The sequence below is a fragment of the Streptomyces sp. MUM 203J genome, assembly GCF_022414595.1.
Taxonomy (GTDB): domain Bacteria; phylum Actinomycetota; class Actinomycetes; order Streptomycetales; family Streptomycetaceae; genus Streptomyces.
Genome location: NZ_JADWYO010000005.1, coordinates 53,056 through 67,775 on the forward strand (window position 1 = coordinate 53,056; position 14,720 = coordinate 67,775).

At 72.4% G+C, this 14,720-nt stretch carries 13 protein-coding genes; 10 read left to right on the forward strand and 3 right to left on the reverse strand.

Annotated elements, in window-relative coordinates:
- Positions 1–11 precede the first annotated feature (11 nt).
- The 6 genes from I3F58_RS04915 to I3F58_RS04940 are packed head-to-tail and all read left to right on the forward strand — an operon-like array spanning position 12 to position 6,063.
- A complete protein-coding gene (locus I3F58_RS04915; RefSeq protein ID WP_275678143.1) occupies positions 12–902 on the forward strand; it encodes a cupin-like domain-containing protein in 891 nt (296 codons plus the stop codon).
- Positions 899–2,218, forward strand: coding sequence for an aminotransferase class I/II-fold pyridoxal phosphate-dependent enzyme (locus I3F58_RS04920; protein WP_240106942.1), 1,320 nt, complete (start codon positions 899–901; stop codon positions 2,216–2,218). Before I3F58_RS04915 ends, I3F58_RS04920 begins: the two co-directional genes overlap by 4 nt.
- Positions 2,215–3,111: a CoA ester lyase gene (locus tag I3F58_RS04925; RefSeq protein ID WP_240106943.1), complete on the forward strand. Its 897-nt coding sequence runs from the start codon at positions 2,215–2,217 to the stop codon at positions 3,109–3,111. The genes I3F58_RS04920 and I3F58_RS04925 overlap by 4 nt, the downstream gene beginning before the upstream one ends.
- Positions 3,108–4,091 (forward strand): acetaldehyde dehydrogenase (acetylating), encoded by a 984-nt coding sequence (locus tag I3F58_RS04930; protein ID WP_240106944.1) that lies wholly within the window; start codon positions 3,108–3,110, stop codon positions 4,089–4,091. The genes I3F58_RS04925 and I3F58_RS04930 overlap by 4 nt, the downstream gene beginning before the upstream one ends.
- Entirely contained in the window at positions 4,088–5,104 is a 1,017-nt protein-coding gene (gene dmpG / locus I3F58_RS04935) for a 4-hydroxy-2-oxovalerate aldolase (protein ID WP_240106945.1), read from the forward strand. The genes I3F58_RS04930 and dmpG overlap by 4 nt, the downstream gene beginning before the upstream one ends.
- On the forward strand, positions 5,101–6,063 hold the full coding sequence (locus I3F58_RS04940) for an ornithine cyclodeaminase family protein (RefSeq protein ID WP_240106946.1): 963 nt from the start codon (positions 5,101–5,103) through the stop codon (positions 6,061–6,063). Before dmpG ends, I3F58_RS04940 begins: the two co-directional genes overlap by 4 nt.
- Here the strand turns inward: I3F58_RS04940 and I3F58_RS04945 are convergent.
- The gene (locus I3F58_RS04945; protein ID WP_240106947.1) at positions 6,047–6,565 is read right to left on the reverse strand and encodes a MaoC family dehydratase; all 519 of its coding nucleotides are present in this window, start codon (positions 6,563–6,565) and stop codon (positions 6,047–6,049) included. The two genes, I3F58_RS04940 and I3F58_RS04945, sit on opposite strands and share 17 nt — an antisense overlap.
- Positions 6,566–6,653: 88 nt before the next feature.
- On the opposite strand from I3F58_RS04945, the gene I3F58_RS04950 reads away from it, so the two are divergent.
- Positions 6,654–8,018 carry a hypothetical protein gene (locus tag I3F58_RS04950; protein ID WP_240106948.1) on the forward strand — a complete coding sequence of 455 codons (1,365 nt, stop codon included), beginning with the start codon at positions 6,654–6,656 and terminating at the stop codon, positions 8,016–8,018.
- Positions 8,019–8,031: 13 nt separating this feature from the next.
- Here I3F58_RS04950 and murJ read toward each other — a convergent pair whose 3' ends face one another.
- The gene (murJ, locus tag I3F58_RS04955; protein WP_374207903.1) at positions 8,032–9,705 is read right to left on the reverse strand and encodes a murein biosynthesis integral membrane protein MurJ; all 1,674 of its coding nucleotides are present in this window, start codon (positions 9,703–9,705) and stop codon (positions 8,032–8,034) included.
- Between the two features lie 226 nt (positions 9,706–9,931).
- Here murJ and I3F58_RS04960 point away from each other — a divergent pair, with 226 nt between their 5' ends.
- On the forward strand, positions 9,932–10,576 hold the full coding sequence (locus I3F58_RS04960) for a 4'-phosphopantetheinyl transferase superfamily protein (protein ID WP_240106949.1): 645 nt from the start codon (positions 9,932–9,934) through the stop codon (positions 10,574–10,576).
- Between the two features lie 222 nt (positions 10,577–10,798).
- Here I3F58_RS04960 and I3F58_RS04965 read toward each other — a convergent pair whose 3' ends face one another.
- Entirely contained in the window at positions 10,799–11,485 is a 687-nt protein-coding gene (locus I3F58_RS04965) for a phosphoribosyltransferase (protein ID WP_240106950.1), read from the reverse strand.
- A gap of 477 nt (positions 11,486–11,962) precedes the next feature.
- Between I3F58_RS04965 and I3F58_RS04970 the strand changes: the two genes are divergently transcribed.
- Positions 11,963–14,080, forward strand: coding sequence for an RICIN domain-containing protein (locus I3F58_RS04970; protein ID WP_240106951.1), 2,118 nt, complete (start codon positions 11,963–11,965; stop codon positions 14,078–14,080).
- A complete protein-coding gene (locus tag I3F58_RS04975) occupies positions 14,077–14,679 on the forward strand; it encodes a hypothetical protein (protein ID WP_240106952.1) in 603 nt (200 codons plus the stop codon). The genes I3F58_RS04970 and I3F58_RS04975 overlap by 4 nt, the downstream gene beginning before the upstream one ends.
- Positions 14,680–14,720 lie beyond the last annotated feature (41 nt).

Here is a 14,720-nt window from a genome sequence, read left to right on the forward strand (position 1 = left end):
AGAAGGTCAGCATGGTGAGCAGCACCGCACAGCCCGGACAACCCGCGCACTCCTCACAGCCCCCGGAGCGGCTCGGCGGCATACCCGTCCCCCGCATCTCGTTCGACGAGTTCCTCGCCTTCGGGCGGGAGGCCCTGATCCGTGCCGACGTCCCTGTCGTGATCACCCTCCCGAACGGCGCCGAGGGCCTCGGCCGGGAAGGCGTCGCCAAGCGCCTCGGGGACATGTCGGTGACGCTGTTCACCGAGCCGAGCAACAAGCAGAACGAGGACCGCTGGACCACCCGGGAGATCAAGCTGCGCGAGTTCTTCGAGGACGAGCGCTACCTGCACGACCCGGGCACCTGGAACCGGATCGTCGCCAACATCCGCAACAACCCCGCCGACGTCAACGCCATCATCGGCTTCAGCGCGCGCAGACTGTTCGGTTCCGAGCGGCTGCTGAACGCCGCCAACCTGTGGATCAGCCACAAGGGCGTGTTCACCCAGAGCCACTTCGACGAGCTGGAGAACTTCAACATCGCCCTGGAGGGCCGCAAGCGGTTCGTCATGACCCCGCCCGGCTTCTGGGAGTACTACCCGAGGTCCCTGGCGCAGGGCTTCGGCGACAAGTCGCGGGTCTTCGACTTCGACGACGTCGACTGGGCGCGCTACCCGAAGCTCGCCGCCAAACTGGCCCAGCGCCGTGAAGTGATCCTGGAACCCGGCCAGATGCTCTACCTGCCGCTCGGGTGGTGGCACCAGGCGGAGTCGCTCGACGACATGAACGTCAACATGAACTTCTGGTCGTGGGACCCGAAGATCCTCCGCAGGCCGTACGTCCTCGGAGTGGCCCTCTACACAGCCGTGTTCCGGAAGCTCAAGGGAATCTACAACTACGAGCCCACGGGGGCGGCGAAGTGAGCGACGACAGCACCGGGCAGGCGCGGAGCAGCCGGGCACAGGCGGCCGGCCGGCAGACCATCACCCCCACCCACCGGTGGCGCAACAACGACAAGCTCATCGGCATCGGCAACGAGTTCTGGGACATGTCGGAGCGCAACGGGCTCGCCGGCATCGTCGCGGACCTCGACGGCAACGGCGGCCTGCGCACCACGCCCGGCCACGAGTTCATCCCGGACGGCCACGAGTTCGTCAACTTCAGCTGCTGCTCCTACCTGGACCTGGACTCCCACCCCGAGGTCATCGAGGGCGGCATCGAGGCGATGCGCCGCTACGGCGTCCTGGACCACTGCATCGCCCGCAGCCGCGTACAGATCCCCGCGATGCTGGAGCTGGAGAACTCCCTCGGCGAGCTGTTCGGCGCCCACGTCGTGTGCTCCATCGCCGCCAGCACCGCCACGTTCGGGCTGCTCCCGCTGATCGCCTCCGGCCACCTGGGCGACGGCACCCGGCCGTACATGATCTTCGACAAGAACGCCCACATCTCGATGGCCAACCTCAAACCGGTCTGCGCCGACGAGACCGAGGTCGTCACCTCCCGCCACCACGACCTCGACTTCATCGAGGACGCCTGCAAGAAGTACGCCCGCGTCGCCTACGTCTGCGACGGCAGCGACAGCCTCGGCGGCTACGCCCCGGTCAAGGAACTGGCCGAACTCCAGGACAAGTACGGGCTGCTCGTCTACTACGACGACTCCCACTCGCTGTCCGCCTACGGCGAGCGCGGCATCGGGTACGTACGGTCCCACAGCCCCGTCCTCGACGAGCGCACCATCGTCGTGGTGACCCTGAACAAGGCGTTCGGCACCAGCGGCGCGGCCATCGTGCTCGACGGCTACTCCAAGGAGACCCTGCGGATCATCGAGCGGTTCGGAGGCGCGCTGAACTACTCCCAGCTGCTCAACACCGCCGCCGTCGGAGCCGGTCTGGCGTCCGCCGAGATCCACCGGACCGGCGAGCTGACGACCCTGCAGAACCGCCTCTACAAGAACATCGAGCTGTTCGACTCGCTGATCCACACCGACCAGGCGGGCAGCACCTTCCCGATCCGGCTCGTCCCGATGAGCGACGAGACCGTGATCGAGGCGGGCCGCCGGGTCATCGAGGCGGGCTTCTACGTGTCCCCGGTGTTCTTCCCGATCGTCGCGCGCGGCACCGCCGGGCTCCGCGTCATGATGCGCGCCGGGCAGACCGAGGAGCAGATCCGCAGGCTGGGCCAGGTCCTCGTCGAGGTGGGCGCCCAGGCGGCGCCGGCCCCCGAGAAAGCCGTCCGATGAGCGACGGCGGGGCGCGGGCGATACCGCGCAGCATCCTCTACACGCCCGCGCTGTCCCTCGCCCGGGTCGTCAAGGCCTGGTCGTACGACGCGGACGTGCACCTCATGGACCTGGAGGACTCCGTCCCCCCGCAGGACCGGGCCACCGCCCGCATGGTGTGCCGGACCGCCCTGGAGAAGTCTCCGGCACCCGAGCGGGTCGCCGTACGGGTCAACCCGCTCGGCACGCTCGACGCGGTCCACGACCTGGCGATGCTCGCGGACAGTCCCGTCAGGCCCGGCTACCTCGTCATGACGATGGTCAGGAGTGCCACCGAGGTCACGCTGCTGCGTGAGACCCTCGCCTCGGCGGGGGCGCACCCCGAGATCTACGTGACACTGGAGACCCCGGAGGCCGTCGCCCGCGTCGACGCCGTCGCCGAGGCCGCCGACGGGATCGTCCTCGGCTCGGCCGACCTGGCCGCCACCCTCGGTATCGAGATCACCTGGGCCGGCATGCTCGCCGCCCGGCAGGCGATGGTCCTCGCCTGCGCCCGGTACGGCGCCGCCTGCATCGACACCGCCAACTTCCGGCTCGCGAAGCCGGACGTGCTGGCCGACGAGCTGACCCTGGTCCGCGAGCTGGGATTCCAGGGCAAGGCCACCGTCCACCCGTCCGAACTGAACACCATCAACAAGGCGTTGCGGCCCGACCCCGAGAACCTGCGGCAGGCCCGGCGCGTCACCGACGCGGTCCGGGACGCGGCCGGGGCCATCGCCGTGCTGGACGGCGACATGGTCGGCCCGCCCTTCGCCCGGCTGGCCCGCACGACCGTGGAGCAGGGTGACGCCTGGACGGCCCGCTTCGGCGGCGGGACCCGGGCGGGCCGTGGAGCAGAGGGGAGCACCGCATGACCGCCGTGGCGGAAGACCTCACCGGGGCCGGCCAACCGGCTCCGCCCCCGGGGCGGCCCGCCGCTGCCCCCGCACCCGCGACCGTCGCCGTCATCGGCACCGGCGCCATCGGCCAGGACCTGGTCAGCAAGGTCCACCGTTCCACCGGTCTCGCCTGCGCCCTGGTCGCCGGACGCAACCCGGCCTCCGCCGGACTCGCGCACGCCGCGCGGCTCGGCTACCCCACCACCGCGGACGGCATCGACGCCGTGCTCGGCGCGCCCCGCCCGTACGACATCGTCTTCGACGCCACCAACGCGATGTCCCACCTCGAACACTGGCGACGGCTCCAGCCGCTCGGCACGCTCGTCATCGACATGACGCCCAGCAAGGCCGGGCAGATGGTCGTCCCGACGGTGACCGGCACTCAGGCGCCCACCGAGCGGAACGTCAACCTGATCAGTTGCGGAGGCCAGGCCTCCGTCCCGGTCGCGCACGCCCTCGCCGGACGGTTCGACACGGCGTACATCGAGGTCGTGTCGACCGTGGCCAGCAGCATCGCGGGCCGTGCGACCAGGCTCAACCTCGACGAGTACGTGGCGACGACCCAGGCCGCCCTCACCGCGTTCACCGGAGTGTCCGCCACCAAGGCCATCCTCAACATCAGCCCGGCCGTGCCGCCCGCCACCTTCAGGACAGCGGTCCACGCCGTCGTCCCCGGTGCCGGGGAACGTGCCCGGGAGGTGCGGGCGGTGGTCGACGAGGCCGCCGGGCGGGTACGGGCCTTCGCCCCCGGGTACGAGGTGACCGCCTGCACCGTCACCGGCGACCGGATCGCGGTGTCCCTGGAGGTCACCGCCGACAGCGACGTCCTGCCCCGGTACGCCGGGAACCTCGACATCATCAACTCGGCCGCGATCCTGGTGGCCGAGCAGCACGCGGCCCGGCTCGCCGGTGCCGCGGCCGCCGGCAGCGCCACCCGGACGGAGGCGGGCCGATGAACGCCGTCGTCATCCATGACCCCACCCTGCGGGACGGCCAGCACGCGGTACGGCACCGGCTCGGCGCGGCGGCCCTGCGCGGCTACGCGGAGGCTGCCGACGCGGCCGGGATCCCGGTCGTGGAGGTCGGCCACGGCAACGGGCTCGGCGCCTCCTCCCTCCAGGTGGGTGAGGCGGCCGTCAGTGACGACGAGATGCTGGCGACCGTGCGGGAGGCGCTGCGCACCAGCCGCATGGGCGTGTTCATGCTGCCCGGCTGGGGTACGTCCGACGACCTGCGGAAGGCGCTGAAGCACGGAGCGGACGTCGTCCGCGTCGGCGTCCACTGCACCGAGGCCTCGCTCGCGGAACGCCACCTCGGCTTCCTGCGCGAGGAGGGCGCGGAGGCCCACTGCGTCCTGATGATGAGCCATATGGCGAGCCCCGCCGAACTCGCGGAGCAGGCCGTACAGGCGGTGGGCCACGGGGCGCAGGCCGTCGGGATCATGGACTCGGCCGGGCACTTCCTGCCGCAGGACGTCGGCGAACGGATCGCGGCCATCCGCGGGGCCGTCGACGTGCCCGTGATCTTCCACGGGCACGACAACCTCGGCATGGCCGTCGCGAACTCGGTCGCCGCCGCCGAGGCCGGTGCCGGGATCATCGACGGCTGTGCGCGCGGCTTCGGCGCGGGCGCCGGGAACACCCAGCTCGAGGTGCTGGTGCCGGTGCTGGAACGCACCGGATACAGCACCGGCATCGACCTCTACGCACTGCTCGACGCCGCCGAGTACGCCGAGCGCGAGCTGATGCCGGCTCCGCCGGTCACCGGCTCGCTCAGCATCGTCAGCGGGCTGGCCGGAGTGTTCTCCGGCTTCAAGCACCAGGTCCTCGACCTGTCGGCGCGCGCCGGGGTCGACCCGCGCGACGTGTTCTTCGAACTGGGGCGGCGCCAGGCCATCGCCGGGCAGGAGGACCTGATCGTGGACGTGGTGGCCGGACTCGCCGCCCGGACCGGGGAGGGGGCCGCGTGACCGGACCGGTCAGCATCGGCGCGGCGGACATGGCCGGCCCGGACCGGCTCGTACGGGTCATGGACGCGCTGGCCGAGGCGTTCGCGGACCTGTCGGCGGGCCGCACCGGCTCCCCCTCCCGGACGATCGTCCCGCACAGCCGCCCGCAGCGGGAACTGCTCGCCGCGACGGCGGTCTGGGAGCGGCGCGGGGTCGGCAGCGTCAAGATCACCACGCTCACCCCGGACAACCCGGAGCGCGGACTGCCGCTCATCCACGGCCTGGTCGTGCTGACCGACCTGGACACCGGGAGGGTCACCGCCCTCCTCGACGGCGCCGAACTCACCGCCGTACGCACCGGCGCCGTAGCCGGGCTCGCGACCCGGCTGTGCGCCCCCGAGGACGCGGCCGAACTGGCGGTCGTCGGCGCCGGGGTGCAGGCCCGGGCGGCGGTCCGGGCGGTGTCGGCGGTGCGGCCCATCCGGTCGGTGCGGGTCTTCTCCCGCACGGCGTCCCGTACGGACACGTTCGCGCGGTGGGTGCGGGACACCGTGCGGGGCCCCGCGGACCGGCCGGTGGACGTGTCGGTGTGCGGCGGCGCCGAGGAGGCCGTCGCGGGCGCGGCGGTCGTCTGCACGACGACCTCGACCGGGGACCGTACGCCGCTGGTCGCCGCAGAGTGGGTGGCGCCCGGGGCGCACGTCAACATCATCGGCGGGACCCACGAGGACGCCGTCGAGGTGGACCCGGCCCTCCTGGCGGACGCGTTCGTCGTCGTGGAGCAGCGGGCCGCCGCGCTGGAGGAGGCAGGAGAGGTGCGGGCCGCGCTGGCGGACGGGCTCATCGGCAGGGACGACCTGCACGAACTCGGCACGCTGACGGCGGGCGGTGTGCCCGTCGGCCGTACCTCGGTGTTCCGTTGTGTGGGCATGGCCATCGAGGACACGGCCGCCGCGGCGGCACTCAGCGAGACGGTGTGACGCCTCGGTCCGTCTCGCGGCAGCGGACCATGAACGACCGCTCGAAGACGATGACGGGCTCGCCCGTGGACTTCGAGCCGGTCGTCTCCACCGTGACGATCCCCTGCCCGGGGCGGGACTTCGACAGCCGCTTGCCCAGGATCCGGCTCGTCGCGTAGAGCGTGTCACCGACGTACACCGGGTCCTTGAGCCGGACCCTGTCCCAGCCCAGGTTGGCCACCGCGCGCGCCGACAGCGCCTGCACGGTCATGCCGCCGACCAGACACAGCGTGATTCCGCTGTTGACCAGCACCCGCCCGTACTCCGCGCTCTCGCCGTACGCGCGGTCGAAGTGCAGCGGGTGCTGGTTCATGGTCAGCAGTGTGAGCCAGGTGTTGTCGGTCTCGGTGATGGTCCGGCCCGGCCAGTGGCGTATCACCATCCCGGGCTCGAAGTCCTCGTAGTCGCCGCCGTGCTCCTCGGCGTACTCGTTGTCCGTGCCCTCGACGCGGCGCAGTGTCATGCGTGCATCTCCCTTGCTTCCCTTGGCTGTTGCCACTCCGCTTTATATCCTGATCATGAGTGGAGCCACAGGGGTCACAGGGGCGGGGATGAGCGTGCTTGAGGATGTCGGCGTGTCCGCCGAGTCGGGTCACCCGTGGTTCGGCACGCTGCGGCTGAGACCGCCCGCCGTGCCCACCGAGACGCTCCGGTGGCGCAGCCGCCACGCGATACGGGACCTCGGCTGGCCCCGTCAGCGGCTGCTTCCCGCCGCTCCCCTCGCAGTGCCGCGCGGCTCGTACGCCGAACTGTTCCGCGTCACCCGGGCGCTGCTCGGTCTGGTCCGCCGCACCGCCCTGGAGAGCGCCCCCACCACGGAGGGCAGACTCGCCGCGTACCGGATGCCCGCCAACGAGCACCGGCTGTTCATGGCCGACCCGTTCACCGAGGAGCGGTACGCGGACTGCGTGGTCCGCCCGGACGTGGTGATCGGGCCGGACGGGCCGCGGTTCCTGGAGTTCAACGTCAGCGGAGCGCTCGGCGGACCGGTGGAGACCCACTGCCGCCTCCGGATGTGGCGCGAGCTGTACGGCGACGACGGCGGGCGGGTGCCGTACACCACGGACGAGCCCCTCGCCGTGCGGACCGCCATGTTCCGCGAGCTGTGCGCTGAGCTGGACGCGCCGCCCCGCGTGGCGATCCTGGGCAGCGCCCGCGACCAGGGCGGCCACACCCGCTACTTCGACCTCCAGGCCGACTACCTGACCCGCCACGGGCTGGCCGCGCGCTTCTTCGAGCCGGAGGAGCTGCACGAGGCCTGGGACTGCGCGCCCGGGCTGCGCTACCCGGTGGGGCTGCGGGACTTCACGATCCCCGACTGGGAGGAGCTGGGCATCGACACCGCGCCCGTGCAGGCCGCGGTCGACCAGGGCTGCCTGCTGGTGGGCACCCAGACCTCCACGTTCCTGTCCAGCAAGCTGACCATGGGGATGCTGTCGGAGGGACGGCCGTGGATGACGGCGGCCGAACGCGCCCTCGTCGACCGCTACCTGCCGTGGACGCGGGTCCTGTCGCACCGGTGGACGAACCGCGGCGACCGGAAGGTCGACCTGGTGCCGTTCGCCGTGGCCCACCGGGAGGACCTGGTGCTGAAGGAGAGCATCGGCATGAGCGGCAAGCAGGTCGTCCTCGGCCGGGACACCGGACCGGCGCAGTGGGAGGAGGCGGTGACCAGGGCCGCCGAGACCGGCACGAGCATCGTGCAGGAGTACGTCTCCGCCCGCACCTGCCGCCTCGCGATGCTCGCGGACGGCGAGGACGAGCCGTACGACGCCGATGTCGCCCCCGTCATCGGCCCGCTGCTGTTCGGCGGGCGCCCGGCCGGGATCACCACGAAGTTCTTCGGGGACGGCAGCAGCGGCATCGTGAGCGTGCTGGGTACGAACGGGACGGACGGGTGCATGGTCGCGGTCTGAGCGATCGAGCGCCTCAGCGCCCCACCCGGCCGCGTACGGCACGGGTCAGTACGGTCAGCTCCTCCACCCGCAGGAGCCGGCCCGCGGTCAGGAACAGGACCGCGAACACCAGCAGCCCCGCCCCCAGGGTGAGCGCCGTCCCGGCGGTCCCCGTGCCGGTCACCGCCGGCATCCGGTGGGCGAGGAGCGCGGCCCCGGCGGCCGCCGGAAGCCCGGCCAGCAGCAGCCTGGTGTAGGTACGGACGGTACGGCGGCCGTCCACGCCAACGTCCAGACGCCGCCGCAGCCGCACCACCGCGGACACCGCGCCCACCGTGCAGGCCAGTCCGTAGACCCCGGCCATGCCGACGACGGCCCAGCGGGCGGGCAGCGTCCAGAAACAGACGCCGGCTCCCAGCGCGTTGACGGCGGCGACGGTCGCCGTGTTGAAGAAGGGCGTCCGGGTGTCCTCGTACGCGTAGAAGCCGCGCAGCGTGACGTACTGCACCGAGTACGGGATCAGGCCGAGCCCGAACGCCATCAGCGCGTACCCGATGTTGCGGGCGCCACCCGGGTCCCCGGCGCCGTACATCAGCACCGACATCGGTGCGCCCAGCGCGACGAAGAGAAGCGCGCACGGAACGATCGCGACGGCCGAGGTGCGCAGCCCGTACGCGAGGTCGGCGGCCACCGCGGTCCTGTCGCCGTCGACGGCGGCGCGGGTCATCCGGGGGAGGACGGCCGTCATCACGGAGACGGTGACGATGGCCTGCGGCATCTGCCACAGCTGGAGCGCGTACTGGTATGCGGTGAAGCCGGTGCCGGAGTGGCCCTGGCCGACGGCCACGTCCCCGGCCCAGGTGGCGACCTGGGAGACCACGACCAGGCCCGCCTGGTTGACCAGCACGAAGAGGATGCTCCACTTGGCGAGCCGGGCGGCCCGGCCCATGCCGCTGCCCCGCCAGTCGAAACGCGGCCGGATCCGGAAACCCGCCTCCCGCAGGTACGGCAGCAGCGCCAGCGCCTGTACGGCCAGCCCGAGCAGCACGCCGGTCCCGAGGAGCCGTACGCCTTCGGCGGGGATCGTCGCGGGTGTCATGCCGGTGGCGCCCGCCGGGCCGTACGCCCAGACGAAGGCGCCGAACGTGGCGATGACGACGACGTTGTTGAGGATCGGCGTCCACATCATCGCGCCGAACCGGTCCCGGGCGTTGAGGATCTGGCCCAGCACGACGTGCAGCCCCATGAAGAACATGGTGGGGATGCAGAACCGGGCCAGCGTGACCATCACGTCCCGCGTGTCCGGGTTCGCGGCGAGCCGGGGCGCCATGAGCGTCACGAGCAGGGGAGCGGCGGCCACGAGCACGGCCGTGAGCCCGGCCAGCCCGGTGACGACCAGCGTCAGCAGCCGGTTCGCATAGGCGGCGCCGCCGTCCGTGTCGTCCTTCATCGCGCGCACGAGCTGCGGGACGAACACGGCGTTGAGGGCACCGCCGCCGACCAGGAAGTACAGCATGGTGGGGAGCGTGTTGGCGATCTGGAAGGTGTCGTTGAGGACGGCGACGCCGATCGCCGCCGCGATGACGCTGTTGCGGAGGAAGCCGGTGAGCCGGGATATGACGGTTCCGGCAGCCATGACGGCGCTGGATCTGGCGGTGCGTGCGGCGGTGCGCGTGGCGGTGGTCGCGGCGGTGGTCGTGGCGGTCACAGGGCGCTCCTGGGCGTGAATATGATGACCCGTCAGCCTACGGGGCCACGCGCGGCGGCCTTCTCCCCTGCCCCGGAGTCCGCTGCCCCGTGGTCCGCTCCTGGGCGCCGGACGGGCTGGTCCCGGCTCCTCCGGCGTTCGATGAGCCGAGGATTCCGGGGCGGCGCCCCCGGTGCGGGAAGGGGTGGGGGTGGGGTTAGATTGGCCGCGACGTGGAGGGGGATCCGTGCTGGACAAGCTGCTCGCGCCGCCCGTGTGCCTCGCGGAGGCGTTCGAGGACCCGCCCGGCCTCGCCCCTCTCGGCCCGGAGGCCGACGACGTGGCCCGTGCCGTGGCCCGGCGGCGTCAGGAGTACACGACCGCCCGCTGGTGCGCCCGCCGCGCGCTGGGCGGGCTCGGGTACGGCCCCGTGCCGGTCCCGCGCGGTGAGCGTGGCGCCCCGGTCTGGCCGGACGGGATCGTCGGCAGCATGACCCACTGCGACGGCTACCGCGCCGCGGCGGTGGCGCGGGCCGCCGAGGTGCTGTCCGTCGGCATCGACGCCGAGACCCATGAGCCCCTGCCCGAGGGCGTCCTGGAGGCGGTGTCCCTGCCCGCCGAGCGCGGGCGCTCCGCGGAGCTGGCCGCGGCCGAGCCGGAGGTGCACTGGGACCGGCTGCTGTTCAGCATGAAGGAATCGGTCTACAAGACGTGGTTCCCGCTGACCCGCCGCTGGCTGGACTTCGAGCAGGCGGACATCACCATCGGCGTGGACGGCACGTTCGAGGCACGGCTCCTCGTGGCGGACCCGGGGATGCCCGTGGAGCGGCTCGGCGGCCGGTGGCTGGTGGACCGGGGGCTGCTGGTCACCGCGATCACGCTGGCGCCCTGACCGCGCCGTGAACGGCGGACGGGCCTGGGCCGCGGGGCCCGGCAGGCCGGTCCGCGATGTCCGCGTCGCCGGCCCGTGCCCCGCGCCGACTCCTTCCGCCGCCCCGCAGCCGGACGCACCGGACCCCGCTCGACGCCGGGACCGGCGCCCCCGGTCCGCGGACCGGCGTGATCCGCCGGCCCTCCCCGGGGGCGGGAACCCCCGAGGAGCCGGTGCCCCGCCTCACCGGTGCCGGGCCGGACGCAGCAGTGACGGGTCGGACAGCTCGCGGAGCAGGGCGATCACCTCGTCGTCCGAGACCGGCTCGTAGCTCCCGTACCAGCGCCCCACCGCCTGGAAGTCCGCGGGCTCCGACAGGCAGACCAGGGCGTCCGCCTCGGGCCGCAGTTCGGCCAGGGCCTGCCGGTCGGCGACGGGCAGGGCCAGCACCAGCCGGGCGGGCTCTCCGGCCCGTACCAGCCTGAGCGCGGCCCGGGCGGTGACGCCTGTCGCGAGTCCGTCGTCGACCAGGAGTACCGTCCGGCCGCGCAGGTCCGGTCCGGGCCGGTGCCCCCGGTACAGGTCCTGCAAGCGGTGCAGCTCCGTGCGCTCGTGGGCCACGGACGCGCCCAGCTCGTCGGGCAGGATGCCGAGCATCCGCATCACCTGGTCGTCGTAGACCGGCGGTGCCTCCCCGGCGATGGCCCCGATCCCGACCTCCGGCTGCCCCGGAAGCCCGATCTTGCGCGTGACGAGCACATCCAGCGGCGCGTGCAGGGCACGGGCCACCTCGGCGCCCACCGGTACGCCGCCGCGCGGCAGGGCCAGGACGACGGGGTCGAACCACTCCTCGCCCGTCGCCGCCTCCCGCAGCCGGGCGGCCAGCCGTCGCCCCGCGTCCCGCCGGTCCTCGAACCGGACCTCCTCCATCACCACCAGCCTCCTCGGTCCCGGGCCGTCGCCGTCCGGCCTGACCCGGAAGACGGGTGCCCATGTTCGCCTGGGCAAACCACGCCGGGGCGACTCAGTGAAATTGCACAGCGCGTAATCACCGCATCGGAACGGAGTGAGGTATTCCGGTTGACAGCATTTCGCATAGCGATCCTGATATCTCGATTTGATCACGAGATCCTTAAACAGGACTAGACCACCTGATGTCGACGCGCGTAACACCCCTTTGTTTGAAGAGATTTGACGGTTCATCAATTAGGCAACCATGGTAACGGTACGGACTCGTTCGACCCGTTCCCGTATGTCTGAATCCTCCGTACATGTGTTCTGGCAGGCTTCCGCGCACCGTCCTCTGACCAAGGAAAGGTGCGACGAAACGTGTCTGGACGACGAAGAATGCCCAAGACGCAGCGCCGCAAGCCGCGCCGACTGATACTCGCGACGCTTGCAGTAGCGATGGCAGCGACTCTGGGAGGCGTCGCCTACCAGGGCATGAACGGGGGAGAGGAACCGACGGCCGCCGCGAGCGGCGCCCAGGAACAGCTCGCCCGTCCCGCCGCCGCCTCGCCCACCGCGGCCCCCGCGCCCGCCAAGGAGCCGGCCCGGGACAAGAAGCCGGAGCCGATCACCGAGAAGCCGAAGGAGGAGCCGGACAAGGGGCTCGTCTTCGAGGGTCTCAAGCCGGCGCCCAAGGACGACAAGTGCGAGGGCGTCTACCGCACCGACAGCGGCCACTGCACGCACGGGCCCGACTCGCCCCCGCCCGGCGTCGACATCAAGAAGGACACCCCGCCGGCCGTGAAGGCCTCCCTCCCCGAGGGTGAGCCGGGCAAGCCGCCTGCCTCGGACGCGAAGCCCTCGTCGGCCCCGCCGTCCTCCGGGGCCGACTCCGGCCCGTCCTCGGAGAAGGGCGGATCCACCACCGTGGCCGCGCTGCCCGCGCTCGACGCCGCCGCGGCCACCGACCCGGACGCCGAGCCCGCCTCCGAGCCGCCCGCCGCGGCCTCCTCCCCGTCCGGCTCCTCCGGCACGGGCACGGCCGCCGGCGCCGGCTCGCGGACCGGCACCGCCGCCGCCGGCCCCGCCGGGCAGACCGTCCAGTGCGAGGGCGACGGCACCAGCGGCAACCGCGTCCAGGTCGTCTACGTGCACGCCCCCGGCAAGGACCGGTACGCCCAGTACCTGCCGTCCTTCCGCAAGTGGGCCGCCGACGCCGACCTCATCTACTCGGACAGCGCCAAGGTGACCGGCGGCGTCCGGCACATCCGCTACGTACACGCGGCGGACTGCACCCCGACCGTGCTGAACATGGAGATCCCGGCGTCCGCGCTGGGCGAGTTCAGCGCCACCAACCGCGCACTCGCCGCGAAGGGGCTCGACCGCCGCGACCGCAAGTACATGATCTTCGCCGACGCCCAGGTCTACTGCGGTATCGGCACGTTCGCGGGCGACGAGCGGCCCGGCCAGAACAACCTCAGCAACTTCGGTCCCTCCTACGGCCGTACGGACGCGGGCTGCTGGGGCGGGCACACCGCCGCGCACGAACTCGGCCACAACCTGGGCGCGGTCAACAACAGCGCGCCCAACACCAGCCGGGGCGCGCACTGCACGGACGAGTGGGACGTCATGTGCTACTCGGACACGCCGTACTACCCGAAGATGCGCATCGTCTGCGGTGACCGGAGCTACGAGAACCTCCTCGACTGCCGCAACGACGACTACTTCCACACCAACCCCAGGCGTGGCAGCTATCTCGACACCCACTGGAACATCGCGAACAACCAGTTCCTGATGCGCCAGAAGGGCAACGGCACCAACCCCGACCCGGGGCCGGACCCCACGCCGACGCCCACGCCGACGCCCACGGGCGGCACCGGGACGTACGGGCCCGCCGTCACCGTCGGCCAGATCGGCCAGGACTCCGCCGTGGTCAGCTGGCGGGCGGCGTCCGGCGCCGCCTGGTACCAGGTCCACCTGAACGGCAAGCCCATCGGCTGGATCCAGGGCACCAGCGCCCGGGTGCACACCCTGTCGCCGGGCACGCAGTACTCCGTCGCCGTGTCCGTCCGGTACACCAACGGCAAGGACAGCCGGGTCGGCCGCGCCGCGTCCTTCCGCACGGCGGGCAGGAACGGCGGCACCACCCCGACGCCCGACACCGCCTACCTGCTGATGAACGGCGCCACCGGCAACGCCGCCGAGGTGTGGGGCGCGCGCAAGGGCGACGGTACGGTGCTGGTGGGATCGCAGCGCAACGGCTACGCCCAGCAGCGCTGGTACTTCGACAAGGCCGGGAACGGCACCGTACGGATCCGGTCCGCCGTCTCCGGCAAGTGCCTCCAGCTCGGCGGGCGCGCCTCGGCCGGCATGTGGGTGGCCCAGCAGACCTGCGGCTCCGCCGCCGCCCAGCAGTGGCGGGTCAGCGCGAGCGGCAGCGGAGTGCGGGTGGCCCCGGCGGGTGACAGCCGCCTCGTGCTGGCCGTCAGCAACCGTACGTACTACGGCTCCTGGCTGATCGAGCTGCAGTACGCGTCGAACAACCCGGCTCAGGTGTGGACGGTCCAGAAGCCGTGACACGACGAGCTGTTTCTCCGGTGGCCGTCGCCTGTGCGGTGCTCGTGAGCCTGTGTCTGTGGCTGATCGCCACGGCACCGGTCGCGGTCGCGCACGGCGACGGCCTCCGGGCCGAGATCACGGGTCACGCCTTCGGGCGGGTACAGATGACGGTGACCTGGGCGGACGACGGCGATGCCGTCGACGAGCCCCTGGCGGCGACCGTCAACGCGGTGAGCGCGGACGGGGCGACGGCGCTCGGACCGTGGCGGTTGGTGCGGGAACCGGGCGACGCGCGCCGGTACGTGACGGGGGAGGCGCTGCCGCCCGGGCGGTGGAAGGTGACCGTGGACATCGGTCATCCCGCGCTGGGCAAGGCGCAGGGGGACCTGACGGTCTCCCCGGGGACCCCCGCGTCCCCGAGCACCTCGGCCGGCCCGGGCCCGGCCGCGAGTGCGGACCCGAGCCCTGCCGTGAGCCCGGTGCCGAGCCCTGCGGCCGCGGAGGAGACGAAGCCTCAGGCCCAGGGCGCGGGCTGGGTGGTACCGGTCGGCGTCGTGGCGGGGGTGGGGGTGGTGCTGGGCGCGGCGGCTGTGTGGGTGCGGCGCCGTCGTGGCTGAGGTTCCACTCCGCGGCCCCGCCCGAGAACCGGGGGCGGGGC

Coding starts and splice junctions, on each gene's coding strand:
- I3F58_RS04950 (WP_240106948.1), top strand. CDS start 6,654: ATGAGCGTGCTTGAGGATGTCGGCGTGTCCGCCGAGTCGGGTCACCCG.
- I3F58_RS04915 (WP_275678143.1), top strand. CDS start 12: ATGGTGAGCAGCACCGCACAGCCCGGACAACCCGCGCACTCCTCACAG.
- I3F58_RS04965 (WP_240106950.1), bottom strand. CDS start 11,485: ATGGAGGAGGTCCGGTTCGAGGACCGGCGGGACGCGGGGCGACGGCTG.
- I3F58_RS04970 (WP_240106951.1), top strand. CDS start 11,963: ATGGCAGCGACTCTGGGAGGCGTCGCCTACCAGGGCATGAACGGGGGA.
- I3F58_RS04945 (WP_240106947.1), bottom strand. CDS start 6,565: ATGACACTGCGCCGCGTCGAGGGCACGGACAACGAGTACGCCGAGGAG.
- dmpG (WP_240106945.1), top strand. CDS start 4,088: ATGAACGCCGTCGTCATCCATGACCCCACCCTGCGGGACGGCCAGCAC.
- I3F58_RS04925 (WP_240106943.1), top strand. CDS start 2,215: ATGAGCGACGGCGGGGCGCGGGCGATACCGCGCAGCATCCTCTACACG.
- I3F58_RS04930 (WP_240106944.1), top strand. CDS start 3,108: ATGACCGCCGTGGCGGAAGACCTCACCGGGGCCGGCCAACCGGCTCCG.